We start from the raw sequence: 17146 nt of genomic DNA on the forward strand, positions 1-17146 counted from the left end.
CCGACCGTTCCAGGGTAGGGACCCGGACGCCGGCGGGACCCGGGCTGGCCGCGATGCCTGGTCGGTGCGTCCGCTGGCGCGCGTACGAGCCGTCCGCAGCCGCCTCGGGACGCGCCGACCGCCTGGGACGCGCGCGGGCGCCCGGGTCAGGCGCGCGCGGCCGCGACGAGCGCGTCGTACGCCGTCCAGAAGCTCTCGCGGATCTCGTGCCGCTCCAGGTCGGACAGGTCGATCACGCCCATCGCGGCCGTGACGTCGAGCAGCAGCGCCTTGTCGACCTCGCGCGGGATGGACGGGCGGCCCAGCTCCAGCGCCTTCCAGGCCAGTGGCGTCGAGCTCAGCGCCAGCGAGTTGAGCACACGGCCGACGACGGCGACGACGGTGGCGTGAAACTCGTCGGCGAAGGTGCTCGTGCGCGGGACGGCGTCGGGCGGGAGCACCACGCCGTCGCCCTCGGGGCGGCGCATCGCGGCGGCGATGTCCTTCGGGGTGCGCGGGCCGGACGGCGCGGCGCCCGGCCCGGCCGGGACCGCGACGGGGGCCGGGGGCGTGGCGGGCGTGGGCGCGACGGGCGCCGGGGGCGCGACGGGCGTGGGCGCGACGGGCTTCGACGGGGCGGGGGCGGCACCCGGCTCCGCGGGCACGCGGGCGGGGCGCGGGCCGGGAGTCGGGCCCGGCGTCGGGCCGGGTGCGGGGCGGCGGCCCGGGCCGGGCGTCGGGGTGGGCACGGGCGCGCCCTCCGCGGCGGGGGCGGCGGGGATCGCCGCGACGGCGGGCCCCGCGACGGCGGGCGCGGGCGCGACGGCAGGAGCAGGCGCGACGGCCGGCCCGGCCGCGGAAGCCGGGGCGGCGGGCTCCGGCACCTCGGCGGCCGTCGCTGCACCCGGCAGGGCGGCGTCGACGAGCACCTCCCCGGCCTGGAGCGCCTCGGCGACCCCCTCCGCCTCGGCGAGGGCCGCGGCCTCCTCCTCGGTCTCCGCCGCCCGGGGCCGCTCCACCTTGAGCACCGCCTCGTCGACGAGCGCGGCGTCGATCACGTGCAGCTCGTCGGCGGCCCGCTGGAGGTGCCGGCTCACGGCGTGCGCGCCGCCGTTCGCGTCGGGTGCGGCGAGCAGCACCACCTCGACGCCGTGCACCTGGGCCTCCTCCACGGCCTCGGTGAAGTCGTCGTCACCGGAGACGAGCAGGAACACCTCGGCCGCCTGGTTGCGCGCGTGCGTGACGAGGTCGAGGCCGAGCCGCAGGTCGACGCCCTTCTGCTGGCCGTCGATCCCGAACCGCCCGAGCCGCAGCTTGACCCGCGGCAGCTCGCCGATGCGCTGCTGCTGCGGGTCGGGGACGCCGTTGCGTGCGGAGTCGTACCAGTACACGCGCAGCACGGGCATGCCCGAGATGGCCTCGGCCTGCCGGCGGATGCCTTCGATGAGCTTGCCGAACTCCACGTGGATGCCGGAGCGCAGGGACGTCCCCGTGACCCGGGTGGCGGCGGAGGCGAGCAGGTAACCGGCGTCGATATAGACGGAGCAGCGGGCAGGCATAGGTCAAGGCTCCCATGCCTGCCCGCCCGTCACCGGGTCGCCGGGCCGGTCAGGCGTCTTTCGAGCCGAGCTGGGCGTGACCGTTCTGCCCCGCGAGGAACGTCTGGAGCAGGCCGATCAGGTCGACGCCCGTGGTGGCCTTGGCGACGGCCGGCACCTGGGTGAGCAGGTCCGTCGCGAGCCCCGTGATCTTGGACGCCCCGGCCGGGTCGCCGAGCACGGTGATGGTGTCGATCTCCCCGAGCGGCTTCGCGGCGGCCTCGATCATGGCCGGCAGTGCGGCCAGGACACGGTCGATGACGGCCTGCTGGCCGTACTTCTCGTACGCCTCGGCGAGCAGCGTGTTGGTGGCGGCCTCGGCCTCACCCTTGGCGCGGACCGCCTCGGCGTCGGCCAGGCCGTTGGCGCGCGTGGCCTCGGCCTGGGCCAGGCCCTGGGCCTTGAGCGAGTTCGCCAGACCGGTGCCCTCCGACTCGAGGCGCACCTTCTCGGCGGCGGCGGCGCGCTCGACGGCCACGGCCCGCGCCGCGGCGGCCTTCTCCGCGGCGTAGAGGTCGGCGTCGGCCTGCTTCTGCGCCGCGTACTGCTTGGCCTCGGCCTGCTTCTGCGCCGAGTAGAGGTCGGCGTCCGCCTTGGCGCGCACCTCGGAGTCGAGGCGCAGCTTGGTCAGCTCGACCTGCTGCTCGGCGTTGCCCTGCTCGGCCCGGGTGATCTCGGCCTGCTGGGCCGCGGCCACCTTGGGCCCGACGGCGGCGGCCTCGGCCTGGGCGGCGTCGGTCTCCTTCTTGAACTCGGCCTCGCGCAGCGCGGCCATCTTGTTCGCCTCGGCGATGGCGATGCGCGACTCCGCCTGGGCCTTGGCGGCCTGCTGGGCGTTGGACGCCTCGGCGATCTCGGCCTCGCGGCGGACGGCGGCGGCCTGCGGGCGGCCCAGGTTGACGATGTAGTCGGCCGGGTCGGACTGGATCGCGTTGATCTGGAGGGTGTCGATCCGCAGCCCGGACTCGCTGAGTGCCTTGGCGGCCTCGTCCTTGATCTCGGTGGCGAACTTCGCCCGGTCGGCGAGCACCTCCTCGACCGTCATGTTGCCGACGACGCCGCGCAGCGCACCCGCGAGCACCGTCGCGACGACGCCGGGCACCTCCTCCTCGCGGTGGAGGAACCGCTGGGCGGCGGCGCGCACGCCCTCGGGGGTGCCGTCGATCTTGGCGAGGGCGACGGCGTCGACGGTGACCTTGATCTTGTCGGACGTGACGCCCTCGTCCACGCGCATGGGCACCTCGGTGGCGTCGAGCGAGATCGAGGCCGAGCGCTGGATGAACGGCACGACGAACACGCCGGAGCCGATGACCACCTTCACGCCCTCGGTGCCGCCCTTGCCGCCGGTGATGACGAGCGCCTCGTTGGCCTTGGGGATGCGGTAGCGCGAGACGACGGCGCCGATGACGATCGCGATCACCACCACGAGCGCGACGACGGAGACGATGGCGGTCAGTTCAGACGACATGGGTGGCTCTCCAGGAACCTCGAGGGTGGGAACTGCGGGGTCGCGCGCTCACGCCTCGGCGGGCGTGACGCGGACGACGTCGGGCGAGACGACGGCGGCCACGGTGACGAGGGTCCCTGCCGCGACGGCGACGGTGGCGTGCGCGGTCAGGGTGCGCGGCGAGCCGGAGTAGACGACGCGCACCACGCCGGGCTTCCCGGGCGCGGCGGGCGTGTCCATGACGCCCGTGACGCCGGTCAGCGTGGCGACGCTCCCCGCGCCGTCGGGCGTGGACTGGCGGCGCAGCACCGAGGTCAGCACCCCGCCGCCCGCGGCGACGAGGACACCGGCCGCGACGGCGATCAGCACGATCGCCCAGGACGGCAGGTCGGTCAGCGACGCCAGGGCCAGGCCCGACCACCCGAACGCGGCGAGGCCACCGGTCAGGGCGAGCACCGACACGGACCCGTCGCCGGGCAGGTCGAGGTCGAACGCCTCGAACACCCCGTCGAACAGCAGGGCGAGCAGCGCGACGACGGTGGCGGCGATGCCGACGACGAGGAACCCGGTGGTCACGGCGCACATCGTGGCAGAACGCGACCCCGCCGACCAGGGGTCCGCCGAAGTTGCCCGCGGCGGCTCCAGGCGCCCCGGCGCCGCACGCGTACGGACGGACCGTCGTCCCGGTGGCGGACGATCGTCAGACCCGCTCCAGGACCGCCACCGCCTCCACGTGGTGCGTATGGGGGAACAGGTCGAACGCCCGCAGCTCGCCGAGTGCGTAACCGTGCCCCGCGAAGTAGGCGACGTCGCGGGCGAGGGCCGCCGGGTCGCACGCGACGTAGACGACGCGGCCGGGGCCGCGCTGCGCGACGGCCTCGACGACGCCGCGGCCCGCGCCTGCGCGCGGCGGGTCCAGCACGACGACGTCGGCGTTCCCGACGCCCGCACCGCCGGCGTCGCCGTCGGCGAGCACGCGGTCGACGGCACCGAGGTGCAGTTCGACCTGCGGCAGGTGGTGCGCGTTGCGGCGCGCGTCCTTGACGGCACGGGCGTCGCCCTCGACGGCGACGACGCGGCCGTCGGAGCCGACGGCCGCGGCGAGCGGGAGCGTGAACAGGCCCGCGCCCGAGTACAGGTCGAGGACGCTGGCCCCGGACAGGTCGCCGACGGCGTCGAGCACCGCGCCGCTCAGCACGGCCGGCGCCTCGCGGTGGTTCTGCCAGAAGCCGTCCGCGGCGACCCGGTAGCGGAACGTCGCGGCGACGCCCGACGCGCGCCGCGGCGTCACCGTCTCGGCGACCGCGCGCCGTGCGTTGGGGCGCCGGTCGGCGCGACCGCCGCGCCACAGCTCGCCGTCGACGAGCAGCACGGGTTCGGACCCGTCGCCGGGCGCCACGAGCTCCAGCCGCGCTCCCGGCGCCCAGCGGCGCGTGAACACGCCCTCGGCGTCGGCGAGCGCCGCGACCTCCGCGGTGCCGAGCGGCATGGCGTCCAGCGGCACGACGTCGTGGGAGCGGAACTTGCGCATGCCCGCGCGGCCCTCGGCGTCGGCGACGAGGTCGACGCGCGTGCGGGAGTGCAGGCCGCCGCGCTCCTCGTCGCCGGGGGCGGACTCGACCGTCACGTCGCGGTCGAGGCCGGCGAGGCGCTGCAGCTGCTCGCGGACGACGGCGGCCTTCCAGCGCCGTTGCCCGTCGAGCGAGACGAACGCGAGCTCGCCACCGCCGACGCCGCCCGGGCCGGCCTCCGGCCAGGCGGACGGGACGCGGTCGGGCGACGGGTCGGAGAGCACCTCGACGGCGTCGGCCCGCCAGAACTTGGGGCCGCCCTCGGTCACGACGGCGCGGACCCGCTCCCCCGGCAGGGCGTGCCGCACGAACACGACGCGCCCCTCTAGGCGGGCGACGGCGTGCCCACCGTGCGCCACGGGCCCGACGACAAGCTCGAGCTCCTGGCCGGCGTCGGCGTCGACGGGCCGGGGGCGCGGCCGGCGCTGGACGGGACGGGCAGGACGGGCGGGGCGAGAGCTGCGAGGCGAGGGCACGGCCCCATCCTCCCCCACGCGGGAGGTCAGAAGCGCTGGAGGCGACCCTGGACGTAGGTGGTGTCCTCCAGGCCGGTCTGGCCCTCCGAGGACGCGAGCTGCCACGGCACGGACGCCACGACGACGCCCGGCGTGAACAGCAGGCGGCCCTTGAGGCGCAGCGCCGACTGGTTGTGCAGCAGCTGCTCCCACCAGTGGCCGACGACGTACTCGGGGATGTAGACCACGACGAGGTCGCGCGGCGACTCGCGGCGCACCGACCGCACGTAGGTGAGGATCGGCCGGCTGATCTCGCGGAACGGCGAGTCGAGGATCCGCAGCGGCACCGGCAGGTCGAGCGCCTCCCACTGGGCGGTGAGGTCGGCGACGTCGTCGGGGTCGACGCCCACGGTGACGGCCTCCAGCACCGACGGGCGGGAGGCCCGCGCGTAGGCCAGCGCCCGCATGGTCGGCTTGTGGATCCGCGAGACGAGCACGATGGCGTGCACGCGCGACGGCAGCGCGCGGGCGGCCGCGACGTCCTCGAGCGAGAGCTCCTCGCGCACCCGGCCGTAGTGCTTGTGGATGGCGAGCATGACCAGGTAGAGCACCGCCATCGCGATGATCGCGATGTAGGCGCCGTGCACGAACTTGGTCAGCAGCACGATGATCAGCACGGTCCCGGTGCACACGAAGCCGACGACGTTGATGACGCGCGAGCGCAGCATGTGCGTGCGCGCGGCCGGGTCGGAGGAACGCTTCAGCTCGCGGCCCCAGTGCCGGATCATGCCGAGCTGGGACAGCGTGAACGACACGAACACGCCCACGATGTAGAGCTGGATGAGCCGCGTGACCTGGGCGTCGAAGGCCACGATGAGCAGGATCGCCGCGACGGCGAGCGTGATGATGCCGTTCGAGAACGCGAGCCGGTCGCCGCGCGTGTGCAGCTGGCGGGGCAGGTAGCCGTCCTTCGCGAGGATCGAGCCGAGCACGGGGAACCCGTTGAACGCCGTGTTCGCCGCGAGCACGAGGATGATGCCGGTGATGGCGGAGACGGCGTAGAACGCGACCGGGAAGCCCTGGAACACGGCGGCGGCGAGCTGCCCGATCGTGGGGTGCTGCACGTAGTCCGCGGGGATCGGGCCGCCGTCGAGCGTGAGCTGCCGGGCCGGGTCCTCCACGTACTTGACGCCGGTCGCCTGCGCGAGCAGCAGGATCGAGATGACGAAGGTCGCCGAGATCCCGCCCAGCATTGCCAGGGTGGTGGCCGCGTTGCGGGACTTGGGCTTGCGGAAGGCCGGGACGCCGTTGGAGATGGCCTCCACGCCGGTGAGGGCCGCACAGCCGGACGCGAAGGCGCGCGCGAACAGGAACGCGCCCGCCAGGCCCATGAGGCCCTGGTCGAACCCGGCCTGCGGCACGACCGTCAGGCCGGAGCTCTCGGCCATGGGGAGCGTGCCGGTGAAGTACCGGACGCCGCCGACGACCGCCATGAGGCCGATGAGCGCCATGAACAGGTAGGTGGGCACGGCGAAGAACGTGCCGGACTCGCGCACGCCGCGCAGGTTCATCATGGTGAGCAGCACCACGGCGACGACGGCCGCGAGCGCCTCGTGCCCGCGCAGCGCCGGGATGGCGGAGGCAGCGTACTGCGCGGCCGACGAGATCGACACGGCCACGGTGAGCACGTAGTCGACGAGCAGCGCCGAGGCGACCGACAGGCCCGCGGGCGCCCCCAGGTTGGTGGTCGCGACCTCGTAGTCGCCACCGCCCGAGGGGTAGGCGTGCACGTTCTGCCGGTACGACAGCACCACGATGACCAGCACGAACACCACGCCCAGGCCCGCCCACAGGGAGATGGTCGAGGCGGCGAGGCCGGCGAGCGCGAGCGTCAGCAGGATCTCGTCGGGCGCGTAGGCGACCGACGAGAGCGCGTCCGAGGCGAAGATGGGGAGCGCGATGCGCTTGGGGAGCAGCGTGTGCCCCAGGTGCTCGCTGCGCATGGGGCGCCCGAGCAGGATCCGCTTGGCGGCGTCCGCGATGTCCGACACAAGCAGCAACTGTAGGCGGAACGAGCCGCCGCATCCCCGACAGGTCCACCGACGGCGCGGACGCATCTACGACGGCCGGGGCCGACGTGTAGCGTTCCGCACGTGCACTTCGTGATCATGGGCTGCGGCCGGGTCGGCGCCACCCTCGCGCAGGAGATCGAGTCCCGCGGGCACTCGGTGGCGGTGATCGACCAGAACCCTGAGGCGTTCCGCCGGCTGTCCGGCGACTTCGGCGGCCAGAAGGTCACGGGCATCGGGTTCGACCGCGAGACGCTGGTCCAGGCCGGGATCGAGGACACGTACGCGTTCGCCGCGGTGTCCGACGGCGACAACTCGAACGTCCTGGCGGCCCGGGTGGCGCGCGAGACGTTCGGCGTCGAGAACGTCGTCGCGCGCATCTACGACCCCAAGCGGGCCGAGATCTACCAGCGCCTGGGCATCCCCACGGTCGCCACGGTCCGCTGGACCTCCGACCAGGTGCTGCGCCGCATGCTCCCGCTCGGCGCCACGGACGAGTACCGCGACCCGTCCGGCCAGGTGCGCCTCGCGCAGGTCGACTACCACCCCGGCTGGGCCGGGGTGTCGGTGCGCCGCATCGAGGAGGTCACGGGCGTGCGCGTCGCGTTCCTGTCCCGCTACACGGACGGCGTCATGGTCACCCGCGACACGGTGCTGCAGGAGAACGACGTGCTGCACGTCCTCATGCGGTCCGACGACGCCGACGCCGTCGAGCGCCTGCTGACCCAGGCACCCGATCCCAAGGAGGCCTGATGAAGGTCGTCATCGCCGGTGCCGGGTCCGTGGGGCGCTCGATCGCCCGCGAGCTCCTGGGCCACGACCACGAGGTCACGATCATCGACAAGAACCCTGCCGCGATGCGTGTCGCGCAGGTGCCCGAGGCGGACTGGCTGCTGGCGGACGCCTGCGAGCTGCCGACGCTCGAGAACGCGGCGGTGGCCGACGCGGACGTCGTCGTCGGGGCGACCGGCGACGACAAGGCGAACCTCGTCTTCTCGCTGCTGTGCAAGACGGAGTTCGGGGTGCCGCGCACCGTCGCACGCGTCAACAACCCGCGCAACGAGTGGATGTTCGACGAGTCGTGGGGCGTGGACGTCGCCGTCTCGACGCCCCGCATCATGACGGCGATGGTCGAGGAGGCCGTCGCCGTCGGCGACGTCGTGAAGATCTTCACCTTCCACCAGTCGGGCGCGGACATCCTCGAGATCACGCTCCCCGCGGACTCGCCGCTCGTCGGCACGCGCGTGGGTGCCATCGACTGGCCCGCCGACACCGTGCTGGCCTGCATCGTGCGCGGCCCGCGGCCCATCGCCCCGACGCCGGACGACACGCTCGAGGCCGGCGACGAGCTGCTGCTCGTCAACGGCCGCGAGGTGGAGCCGGAGGTGCTCCAGGAACTGCTGGTGGGCAAGACCCGCCAGGCCTGAGAACCGCTCCGTCACACGAGACGGGCGGCCCCGAGGATCGGATCCTCGGGGCCGCCCGTCGTACGTCCGTCACCGCGCGGGGTCGGAGGGCTCCCGCTCGGGCTCGCCAGGAGCGGCCGCATGGTGGTCGGTGTGCGCCCCGCGCACCACGGCCCATGTCAGCCACAGCACCAGGCCCCACAGGGGCACGCCGAGCACCAGGCGCGCGGTGCCGAGCCACCCGACCGAGTTGTCGAGGTAGAGCGGCAGCTGCACGGCGAGGCGCAGGGCGAACATGCCCACCCACAGCCACGTCGCGAGCGTGTAGCGCCGGACCAGGTCGCGGTTCTTACGCCAGGCGACCATCACCGCGAGCGGGTTGGCGCCGGCGGCGGCCTGCTCGCGCGCGGTGTCAGCGGTGAGCCCGGCGCGCAGCATCTCGACGAACAGCCCGACGGCGGGCCACCGGACCGCGATCGACACGAGCACGGCGACCAGGTAGATCGCGTTCGTCCACAGGCCCCAGGCGAAGAAGTTCTGCGCCTCGCCCGAGCGCCACGCCCAGAAGACGCCGACGCCGATGCCGAGGAGCCCGCCGAGCGCCTGCGTCGCGGGCGTGCGCTGCGCGAGCCGCAGCACCACGGCGACGAGGGCGGCGCCGGCCGCGGAGCCGATCGCCCAGCTCAGGTTGGCCGAGACCACGTAGACGACGACGAAGAGCGTGCCGGGCAGCAGCGCCTCGACGACGCCGCGCACGCCGCCGACGGCCTCCGAGAACGAGAACGTCTCCCCCGTGACGGCCTGCATGCCGCGGCGCGCGGCCGGCGGTGCGACGGCGGGGACCGCCGCAGGCACCTGCTCGGGAGGCGGGGCGCTCACTCGCCCGCCCTCGGCTTCAGCTCGTAGCGCGGGTTGTACATCGTGCGGCGCCCCTCGGCCTCGCACACCATCCCGTCCACGCGGATGCGACGGCCCGGCTCGATGCCGGCGATGGTGCGCCGGCCCAGCCAGACGAGGTCGAGCGAGCCCGACCCGTCGTACAGCTCCGCCTCGACCGACGGCACGCCCTGGCGGGGACGCAGCACGACGGAGCGCAGCACGCCCGCGGCCTTGCCGCGCTCCCGCAGCGGGAGGTCGCCGACGGCGCGGCAGCCCGTCCACTTGGCGGCCTCGACGCGCTCCTCGCCGGCGGCCACCGTGTCGGCGGACGCGATCACCTGCCTCAGGGCAGTGCGCAACGACATCGTGGGTCCCGGTTCCTCAGCGGATCTCGGTGATCTCCGGCCCGCGCGTGAGCGGGTCGAAGCTGGGCGTCGCGGGAGCGGCACCCTCGGGGCCGGCCGGGGCGGGGCCGCCCTGGTTCGGCATGGTCAGCGCGAGCAGGTCGCGCGGCGGGCGCGGGCTGTCGTCGCGCACGACGACGACGTTCGCGAAGACGGACTCGAGCGGCTTGGCCGCCTCGACGTCCACGGCGGCCTGTCCGGTCAGCACACCGCGCAGGAACCAGCGCGGGCCGTCGACGCCGATGAAGCGCACCGGGCGGACGGCAGGGCTGCCGTCGGGCATCTGCGCGGGCATGCGGGCGAGGAGCTCGCGGCCGAACGGGCCGGGGACGTCGTCCACGGTGCCGCCCTGCTGCGTGACGGACGCGGCGAGCTCGTCGCGCACCTCGTCCCAGATGCCCCACGTGCGCGGCGCGGCGAACGCCTGCACCTGGAGCACCGACTGGCCGAGCGTCGCGGAGACGCCGGTGACCTTCTGCGTGGTCTTCTCGATCTCCATGCGCAGGCCCAGGCCCGGCATGACGGGGAGCCAGATGGCACCGAGGTCGACGCGCGGACCCATGGTGCGCACGTCGGCGGCGTCGAACGGGCCGCGCTGCGGGGCCTCGGACCCGGCGTTCGCAGACTGCGCCGCGGCGTCGGGGGTGGTCTCGGTGGTGGGCTCGTCAGCCACGGCCTCGGCCTGCGGCTGGGTGTCCTCACTCTGCGACGCGTTGCGCCGGAACAGACCCACGCGGGGCTCCTTCACTCGGTTGCCGGAGGCGCCGCGGCACCGTCCAGATGGTCATTTCCACAGTAGCCCGGATGCGCGGCGTTCTGGTCACCGCGTCCACCGAGTCACCCCCGTGGGGTCACGTCTGCGCGCCCGTCACGCCCGCGCGGCCGCCCAGCCGCCGCTCGACCCGAAGCCGCCCTCGCCGCGGTGCGACCCGGGCAGCACCTCGGCCTGCAGGAACCGCGCCTTCTCGACCTTCTGGATGACCAGCTGGGCCACGCGGTCGCCGCGCTGGAGCCGGACGGGCTCGGCGACGTCGGTGTTGAGGAGGGTGACCCGCAGCTCGCCGCGGTAGCCCGCGTCGACGGTGCCAGGCGCGTTGACGATCGTGAGGCCGTGCCTGGCCGCCAGCCCGGAGCGCGGGTGCACGAACGCCGCGTACCCGTCGGGCAGCGCGATCGCGACGCCCGTGGGCACGGTGACGCGGCCCTGCGGCGGGATCTCGACGTCGACGGTGGTCACCAGGTCGGCGCCGGCGTCGCCCGGGTGGGCGTACGCGGGCACCGGCACGACGTCGTCGAGCAGGCGGATCAGGACGTCGACCGTCGTGTCGGACGGGGGCTGCGGGTGGTCGGTCACGGGCGAAGCGTACGCGGGCCGTGTCCCGGGCGGGGCAGGATGGGCCTATGAGCACCGTCTCCCCCACCGCCAGGCAGTTCCGCGAGCGTCTCGTGCCCGGTCCCGGCCTGCTGGCCGCTCTCGCCGGGGTGGGGCTGCTGCTGCTGATCGTGATGCTGCCGGTCTGGCCCACCGCGGCGTGGGTCGCCGGCGTGGCCGCGGCGGTCGTGTGCGTCGGCGCCGCCGTGCTCCGGGCGCCCCTCGTCGAGGTCGCCGGGGGCGAGCTGCGGGCGGGGCGGGCGCACGTGCCCGCGGCGCTGCTGGGCGACGTCGTCGTGCTGGCGACGCGCGAGCAGCGCGCCGCCGAGCTCGGGGCACGCCTGGACGCGCGGGCCCACGTCGTGCTGGTGTCGTCGGTGCCGACGGCGGTGCGCGTCGCCCTGCACGACCCGGCCGACCCGACGCCCTACTGGATCGTCTCGTCGCGCCGCCCCGAGGAGCTCGCGGCGGCGCTGCGCGCCCAGGTCGCCGGGACGGAGCGGGGCGCCGGGACGGGTGAGGGCGCCGGGGACGGCCCGGGTACCGCAAAGGCCGTCACGCCCGAGGCGTGACGGCCTTCCACGGTTCGTCGGGTGTCCGCGGTCAGGCCGCGCACTCCGAGCAGACCATCTGGCCGTTCTTCTCGTAGGCCAGCTGGCTGCGGTGGTGGACGAGGAAGCAGGACGTGCAGGTGAACTCGTCCGCCTGGCGCGGGAGAACGCGCACGGCGAGCTCCTCGCCCGAGAGGTCGGCGCCGGGGAGCTCGAAGCCCTCCGCCGCTTCCGTCTCGTCCTCGTCGACGACACCCGACGACTTGTCGGAACGGCGGGCCTGGAGCTCCTGAATGGAGTCGGACTCCACGTCCTCGTCGTTCTTGCGGGGGGCGTCGTAGTCGGTTGCCATCTGTGAGGTCACGCTCCGTGAGTCGGGATCGGTACGCGCTGATAATGCTTGGGCCGCGGGTTTTGTTCCCGGTCGGCCCACGGATTGTGCCCCATGTGGACTGTCCGCGCGAGGTGTTCTCGGCCACTTCGCCAAAAATGCCCCGTGAACTGCGGTGATACGGATCACCACAGGCACGTTCCCCGCCAGCGGGACGCGCGTCAGGCGCCATCCGGGGCGTCGGCGTCGGCGGCCTCGAGGATGTCGACGAGCTCGTCGAGGGCGGCGCCTCGCCCCGCGACCGTCATGGCGAGCCCGGCGCGGGCGCCGCGCAGCCCGACGACGCGGGCGCCCGCCTCGGTCGCGACGAGCGACCCGGCGGCCATGTCCCACGGGTTGAGGCCGCGCTCGTAGTACAGGTCGTAGGAGCCCTGCGCGAGCAGGCACAGGTCCACGGCGGCCGAGCCGAGCCGGCGGATGTCGCGCACGCGCGGGAGCACCTGGGTCAGCACCCGGGCCTGCGCCGCGCGACGGGAGGCCGCGTAGCCGAACCCCGTGGCGGTGAGGCTGCGGGCGAGCGGCGCGGGCTCCACGGGGCGCAGCGCCACGCCGTCGACCGTCGCGCCCTCGCCCAGGCCGGCGGTCCACGTGCGGTCGGCGACGACGTCGTGCACGCACCCCGCCAGGACGGTCCACTCGGCCGGGTCCGGCGGCCCGCTGACGACGGCGACGGACACCGACCACGACGCGACCCCGTAGAGGTAGTTCACGGTGCCGTCGATCGGGTCGACGACCCACGTGAGCCCGCTCGTGCCGGGCACGTCGTCGCCCTCCTCGCCGAGGATCGCGTCCTGCGGGCGCTCCTGCGTGAGGCGCGCCACGAGGAGCTCCTCGACGGCACGGTCCATGGCGGTCACGGGGTCGACGTCGGAGGACTTGGTGTCGGCGACGACGACCTGCTCCGGGCGGCGGGCGCGCACGACGGCGCCGGCCTCGGTGGCCAGCGACGTGGCCAGCGCGCGCAGGGACGCGATGGTGACGTCGTCGGGCAGGGGCGGGATGTTCGCGGAGGTCACCGGCCCATCCTCTCCCGGGAGGACTGGTCGCGGGCACCCCAGCGCCCGCTCCAGCCCGGGCCGGCCGACGGCACCACCCAGCCGAGCCGGAGCGAGACGAGCCGGATGCCGCTGACGAGGAGCACCACGGCGATCTGCGTCCACAGGGTGTGCCAGCCCGCCCACCACAGCCCCGCCGTGACGCCCGCCCCGAGGAACGCGGGGATCGCGTAGAGCTGCCGGTCCGCGAGGACGAGCGGCACCTCGCCCACGAGGATGTCGCGCAGCATGCCGCCGCCGATGCCCGTCAGCACGCCCACCATGACCGACGCGAGCGGGCCCGCGCCCGACGCGAGGCCCTTCGTGGTGCCGAGCAGGACGAAGAACCCGAGGGCCCACGCGTCCAGGATGATGACGGTGCGGCGCATGCGGGCCACGCTCGGGTGGAAGAAGAAGATGACGATGCCGGCGGCCAGGGCCGTGGTCACGAACTGCCAGTTGGAGATGCCGACCGGCGGCGTCGAACCGATGAGGAGGTCGCGGATCACGCCGCCGCCGAGCCCGACGGCCCAGGAGAGCACGAGCACGCCGAACACGTCGAAGCTCTTGCGCACGCCCGCCAGCCCGCCCGACAGCGCGGCGAAGAACACCCCCGCGAGCTCCAGCGCACGGTCGTACGGCAGCTCTGCCACCCAGTCCGAGAACCCGTCCACGGGGTCATCCTGCCCGTCCCGGCGCTGCCCAGATCGGCGGCACACCGGGGCGCCTGCCGCGATGGCGCGGAAGGCGGTGGCACGCTCGAACCCGTCACGTACGCCGGCGCAGGGCCCGGCATGGCCCGCCGAGGAGGAAGCATGGCCGAGCTCGAGCTCGTGAGGCTCGCCCAGGACGGTGGATCGCTCGTCCTGCGCGACGCCGACGGCACGGAACACGCCCTGCCCGTCACCGATGCGCTGCGTGCCGCGGTCGCGCGCGCCACGCACCCGGCGGACCCCGCGCCCGCCGCCACGCCCGGCCCCGCGACGACGCTCGCCGCGGGGCCCACCCTGCGCCCCCGCGACCTGCAGGCCCGCCTGCGCGCCGGCGCCACCGCCGAGGAGCTCGCCGCCGAGTCCGGCATCCCCCTGGAGAACGTGCGCCGCTACGAGTGGCCCGTCCTCACCGAGCGTGAGCACGTCATCGGCATGGTGCGCGCCCACGACGTCCCCGGTCTCGACGGCACGAGCGAGCTCGGCGCGATCGCCGACTCGCGCCTCGCGGCGCGCGGCGTGCAGCCCGACCACGCCACCTGGACGGCCCGCCGCGAGGGCACGGCCCCGTGGGTCGTGGAGGTGCGCTTCTCCGCCGGTGACCGCGAGCGCAGCGCCCGTTGGACGTTCGACCTGCGCGGGCGCCTGGTCACGCCGCTCGACGACGAGGCGCGCTGGCTCGGCCAGCCCGACGACCCGCTGACGCCCGAGGTGCGCGGCGTCCCGTCGCTCGCCGCGCGCCGCGCCCTGCCGGCCGCGGACGACGAGACGGACCTCCTGCTCGACGACCTCGCGGGCCGCCGGGGCCAGCGCCCGGCCGGACGCCCTCACCGCGCGCCAACGTCGGCGATCCCCGTGGTCTCCCCGCGGACGCCGCCCGCCGCTGGGTCCGACGACGGCGACGACAGCTTCCAGGTGATCCCGCTCGGGGACGTGCCCGTGCGGGAACGGACCCCCGTGCGGACGCCGGAGCCCGTGGCGGAGGAGCGCACCGCCGGGGCGAGCGTCGTCGACCTGGGCCGGTGGAACCCGCGACGCCCGCGCGACAAGTCGGTGTCCCCCGGCGCCGGGCCCGGGGCGACGCAGCCCGCGCTGCTCACGCCGTCAGGCGCGCCCTCCCGGGACGCCGAGCCGGCCGAGCCCGCGGGTGACGACGCGCGCTCCGCCGCGTCGCCCGCCGCGGTAGGTGCGGCGCCGCGCCCCGGCACGCCCGCGCGCGGTGTCCCCGCGGCCCGGCGCAAGGGCCGGGCGGCCGTGCCGAGCTGGGACGAGATCGTCTTCGGCGCCCGCCCCGAACCGTCCTAGCCGAACCGTCCTGGCCGAACCGTCCTGGCCGGGGCCGTCCTGGCCGAACCGTCCTGATCAGCGCGGTCCTGGTCGGCGCACGCGGTCAGAGCACCAGCCGCGAGTCGCTCGCCGCGGCGTGCTGCCGTGCCGCGGCCGCCGTCATGCCGCGCATGTGGTGGCGGCGGCACAGCACCTCGTAGGCCACCACGGCCGCCGACGCCGCCGTGTCCCCCACGACCACCTGCTCGCCCGTGACGACCATGACGCCGTCGACCGTGCGCGCCTGGTGCGTGGCCGGGCGGCCGCACCAGCACAGGGCCGGCACCTGGAGCACCTCGGTGCGGTCGGCGAGCTCGAGCAGGCGCGCGGACCCGGGGAACAGCCGGGTGCGGAAGTCGGTCGTGATGCCGAACGCGAAGACGTCGATCTCCACCTCGTCGACGAGCCGCGCGAGCTGCTCGACCTGCGCGGGCGAGTAGAACTGCGCCTCGTCGCACACGACGTAGTCGACCGGGCGGCCCTGGCGGCGCTCGTCGGCGACCACCGCCCCGAAGTCGGTGGTCTCGTCCGCCTCCCGGGCCGCCGTCTCCAGACCGAGCCGCGACGAGATGCGCGCGGCGCCCGCGCGGTCGTGGCGCGTGAACACCAGGCCGACCCGCCCGCGGGCGGCGTAGTTGTAGTCGGTCTGGAGGGCGAGGGTGGACTTTCCGGAGTCCATGGTGCCGGTGAAGAAGACGAGCTCGGCCATGAGGGTGATCCTTCCAGGTCGCGGGCGCGGCTACGCCACGACGAGCGGGATCGTCATCTCCTCGGGCGTGAACGAGCCGTGCACGCCCAGCAGCGCCAACGACGGCGGCGTCTGCGTGCGGGAGTCGACGATCGTCAGGCGTCCGCGCGGCGCGACGACGACGTCGCCGACCCAGGGCAGCACGTGGTCGGAGACGGGGCCGAGCCAGCCCGCCGCGACGGCCTCGGCGCGGGTCGCGACGACGGCGCGCTCCCCCAGCACGTCCCGCCAGCGGGCGGCGACGTCGTCCGGGGACCCGGACGCGTAGAGGTGCACCGCGCGCGGCTCGCCGCCGACGAGCGCGACGCCCTCCGCGAGCGCCGGCGTCGTCGCGACGTCGAACCGGTCGTCGAGGTCGACCTGCACCTGGCCGTGGTCGGCCGTGACGAGCACGAGCGTGCCCGCGGGCACGGAGCGGACCAGGCGGGCGAGCTCGCGGTCGAACGCCTCGAGCGCGTCTCCCCACTGCCACGAGTGCCACCCGTGGTGGTGGCCGACCTTGTCGACATCGCCCCAGTACAGGTAGGCGAGCCCCGGGGAGCGCAGCGCGCGCACGACGCCGTCGACGCGGGCCTCGAGCTTCTCGGCGGCCACGTACTGGGCGCCGCGCAGCGCGGCGAGCGTCATGCCGGAGCCCGCGAACCGGGACGGGCCCACGGACGTGACGCGGATGCCGGCGGCGGTGACGTGCTCGAAGACCGTGGGCTCGCGCTGGAGCACGTCGGCGGGCACCGGGAGCGGGCTCGCGAGCTGCTGCCCGCCGGGCCGCGAGATCCGGTACGGGTCGGACTGCTCCGTCCACGACACCATGTTCGCCAGGCCGCCCGTGGCCGGGTTGCGCTGCGTGTAGCCGAGCATGCCCGTGCGCCCCGGCGCGGTGCCCGTGCCGAAGGTCGACACGGCGGCGGCCGTCGTCGACGGGAACGTGGTGCGCAGCCGGCGCGTCTCCGGCAGCCGCCCGCGCAGGAAGGGCGCGTGGCCCGCGCGCTCGGCCACGTTGAGGTACCCCAGCCCGTCGCACAGCACGACGACGACGCGCTCCGCCGACGGCAGGCCCAGCGCGGTCGCGCACTGCGCGGAGTCGAGCCCGGTCGACGTGGTCATCGCGACGCCCAGCGCTCCGGCCGCGCCCGGGAGCACTGCCGCGAGCGAGTCCGTGCCGTAGGAGGGCGCGAGCAGGCCGTCCGGCAGCGCGAGGTCCGTCAT

18 protein-coding genes are annotated in these 17146 nt (G+C 75.1%); 4 read left to right on the forward strand and 14 right to left on the reverse strand.

Features of this window, described 5'->3' with window-relative positions; translation table 11 throughout:
* Nucleotides 1-146: 146 nt before the first annotated feature.
* From ET471_RS18250 to ET471_RS15370, 5 genes are all read right to left on the reverse strand, one after another.
* Nucleotides 147-1538, reverse strand: coding sequence for an NYN domain-containing protein (locus ET471_RS18250; RefSeq protein WP_207207282.1), 1392 nt, complete (start codon nt 1536-1538; stop codon nt 147-149).
* A 49-nt stretch (nt 1539-1587) separates the two neighbouring features.
* On the reverse strand, nt 1588-3045 hold the full coding sequence (locus tag ET471_RS15355) for a flotillin family protein (RefSeq protein ID WP_129189725.1): 1458 nt from the start codon (nt 3043-3045) through the stop codon (nt 1588-1590).
* A gap of 48 nt (nt 3046-3093) precedes the next feature.
* Complete coding sequence (locus tag ET471_RS15360; protein WP_129189727.1) at nt 3094-3600, reverse strand: hypothetical protein; 507 nt, start codon at nt 3598-3600, stop codon at nt 3094-3096.
* Between the two features lie 124 nt (nt 3601-3724).
* Complete coding sequence (locus ET471_RS15365) at nt 3725-5071, reverse strand: class I SAM-dependent RNA methyltransferase (protein WP_129189729.1); 1347 nt, start codon at nt 5069-5071, stop codon at nt 3725-3727.
* 26 nt (nt 5072-5097) lie between these two features.
* Complete coding sequence (locus ET471_RS15370) at nt 5098-7101, reverse strand: APC family permease (RefSeq protein ID WP_129189731.1); 2004 nt, start codon at nt 7099-7101, stop codon at nt 5098-5100.
* Nucleotides 7102-7218: 117 nt separating this feature from the next.
* Here ET471_RS15370 and ET471_RS15375 point away from each other — a divergent pair, with 117 nt between their 5' ends.
* Both ET471_RS15375 and ET471_RS15380 read left to right on the forward strand, forming a co-directional pair.
* Entirely contained in the window at nt 7219-7872 is a 654-nt protein-coding gene (locus tag ET471_RS15375; protein WP_129191064.1) for a potassium channel family protein, read from the forward strand.
* The gene (locus tag ET471_RS15380; RefSeq protein WP_129189733.1) at nt 7872-8546 is read left to right on the forward strand and encodes a potassium channel family protein; all 675 of its coding nucleotides are present in this window, start codon (nt 7872-7874) and stop codon (nt 8544-8546) included. Before ET471_RS15375 ends, ET471_RS15380 begins: the two co-directional genes overlap by 1 nt.
* Nucleotides 8547-8615: 69 nt before the next feature.
* On the opposite strand, the gene ET471_RS15385 is transcribed toward ET471_RS15380, so the two are convergent.
* The 4 genes from ET471_RS15385 to dut form a co-directional block, all read right to left on the reverse strand.
* Entirely contained in the window at nt 8616-9404 is a 789-nt protein-coding gene (locus tag ET471_RS15385; RefSeq protein WP_129189735.1) for a DUF3159 domain-containing protein, read from the reverse strand.
* Nucleotides 9401-9769, reverse strand: coding sequence for an OB-fold nucleic acid binding domain-containing protein (locus tag ET471_RS15390; RefSeq protein ID WP_129189737.1), 369 nt, complete (start codon nt 9767-9769; stop codon nt 9401-9403). Before ET471_RS15390 ends, ET471_RS15385 begins: the two co-directional genes overlap by 4 nt.
* Nucleotides 9770-9785: 16 nt before the next feature.
* Nucleotides 9786-10541 (reverse strand): DUF3710 domain-containing protein, encoded by a 756-nt coding sequence (locus ET471_RS15395; protein WP_129189739.1) that lies wholly within the window; start codon nt 10539-10541, stop codon nt 9786-9788.
* 135 nt (nt 10542-10676) lie between these two features.
* Nucleotides 10677-11162 carry a dUTP diphosphatase gene (dut, locus tag ET471_RS15400; protein WP_129189741.1) on the reverse strand — a complete coding sequence of 162 codons (486 nt, stop codon included), beginning with the start codon at nt 11160-11162 and terminating at the stop codon, nt 10677-10679.
* 47 nt (nt 11163-11209) lie between these two features.
* Between dut and ET471_RS15405 the strand changes: the two genes are divergently transcribed.
* A complete protein-coding gene (locus tag ET471_RS15405) occupies nt 11210-11752 on the forward strand; it encodes a DUF3093 domain-containing protein (RefSeq protein ID WP_129189743.1) in 543 nt (180 codons plus the stop codon).
* A gap of 31 nt (nt 11753-11783) precedes the next feature.
* Here the strand turns inward: ET471_RS15405 and ET471_RS15410 are convergent, their stop codons facing one another.
* From ET471_RS15410 to ET471_RS15420, 3 genes are all read right to left on the reverse strand, one after another.
* Nucleotides 11784-12083 carry a DUF4193 domain-containing protein gene (locus ET471_RS15410; RefSeq protein ID WP_129189745.1) on the reverse strand — a complete coding sequence of 100 codons (300 nt, stop codon included), beginning with the start codon at nt 12081-12083 and terminating at the stop codon, nt 11784-11786.
* Nucleotides 12084-12283: 200 nt separating this feature from the next.
* On the reverse strand, nt 12284-13138 hold the full coding sequence (locus tag ET471_RS15415) for an inositol monophosphatase family protein (protein WP_165350512.1): 855 nt from the start codon (nt 13136-13138) through the stop codon (nt 12284-12286).
* Nucleotides 13135-13830, reverse strand: a complete 696-nt coding sequence (locus ET471_RS15420; protein WP_129189747.1) for a trimeric intracellular cation channel family protein — start codon at nt 13828-13830, stop codon at nt 13135-13137. Before ET471_RS15420 ends, ET471_RS15415 begins: the two co-directional genes overlap by 4 nt.
* A 141-nt stretch (nt 13831-13971) precedes the next feature.
* Between ET471_RS15420 and sepH the strand changes: the two genes are divergently transcribed.
* Nucleotides 13972-15171 (forward strand): septation protein SepH, encoded by a 1200-nt coding sequence (gene sepH, locus ET471_RS15425; RefSeq protein WP_165350513.1) that lies wholly within the window; start codon nt 13972-13974, stop codon nt 15169-15171.
* A gap of 85 nt (nt 15172-15256) precedes the next feature.
* Here sepH and ET471_RS15430 read toward each other — a convergent pair whose 3' ends face one another.
* Together ET471_RS15430 and ET471_RS15435 are read right to left on the reverse strand one after the other, a co-directional pair.
* On the reverse strand, nt 15257-15901 hold the full coding sequence (locus ET471_RS15430) for a thymidine kinase (RefSeq protein ID WP_129189751.1): 645 nt from the start codon (nt 15899-15901) through the stop codon (nt 15257-15259).
* Nucleotides 15902-15931: 30 nt separating this feature from the next.
* On the reverse strand, nt 15932-17146 hold the full coding sequence (locus ET471_RS15435) for an alkaline phosphatase family protein (protein ID WP_129189753.1): 1215 nt from the start codon (nt 17144-17146) through the stop codon (nt 15932-15934).

Origin of the sequence: Xylanimonas protaetiae (assembly GCF_004135385.1) — a bacterium.
Lineage (GTDB): Bacteria > Actinomycetota > Actinomycetes > Actinomycetales > Cellulomonadaceae > Xylanimonas > Xylanimonas protaetiae.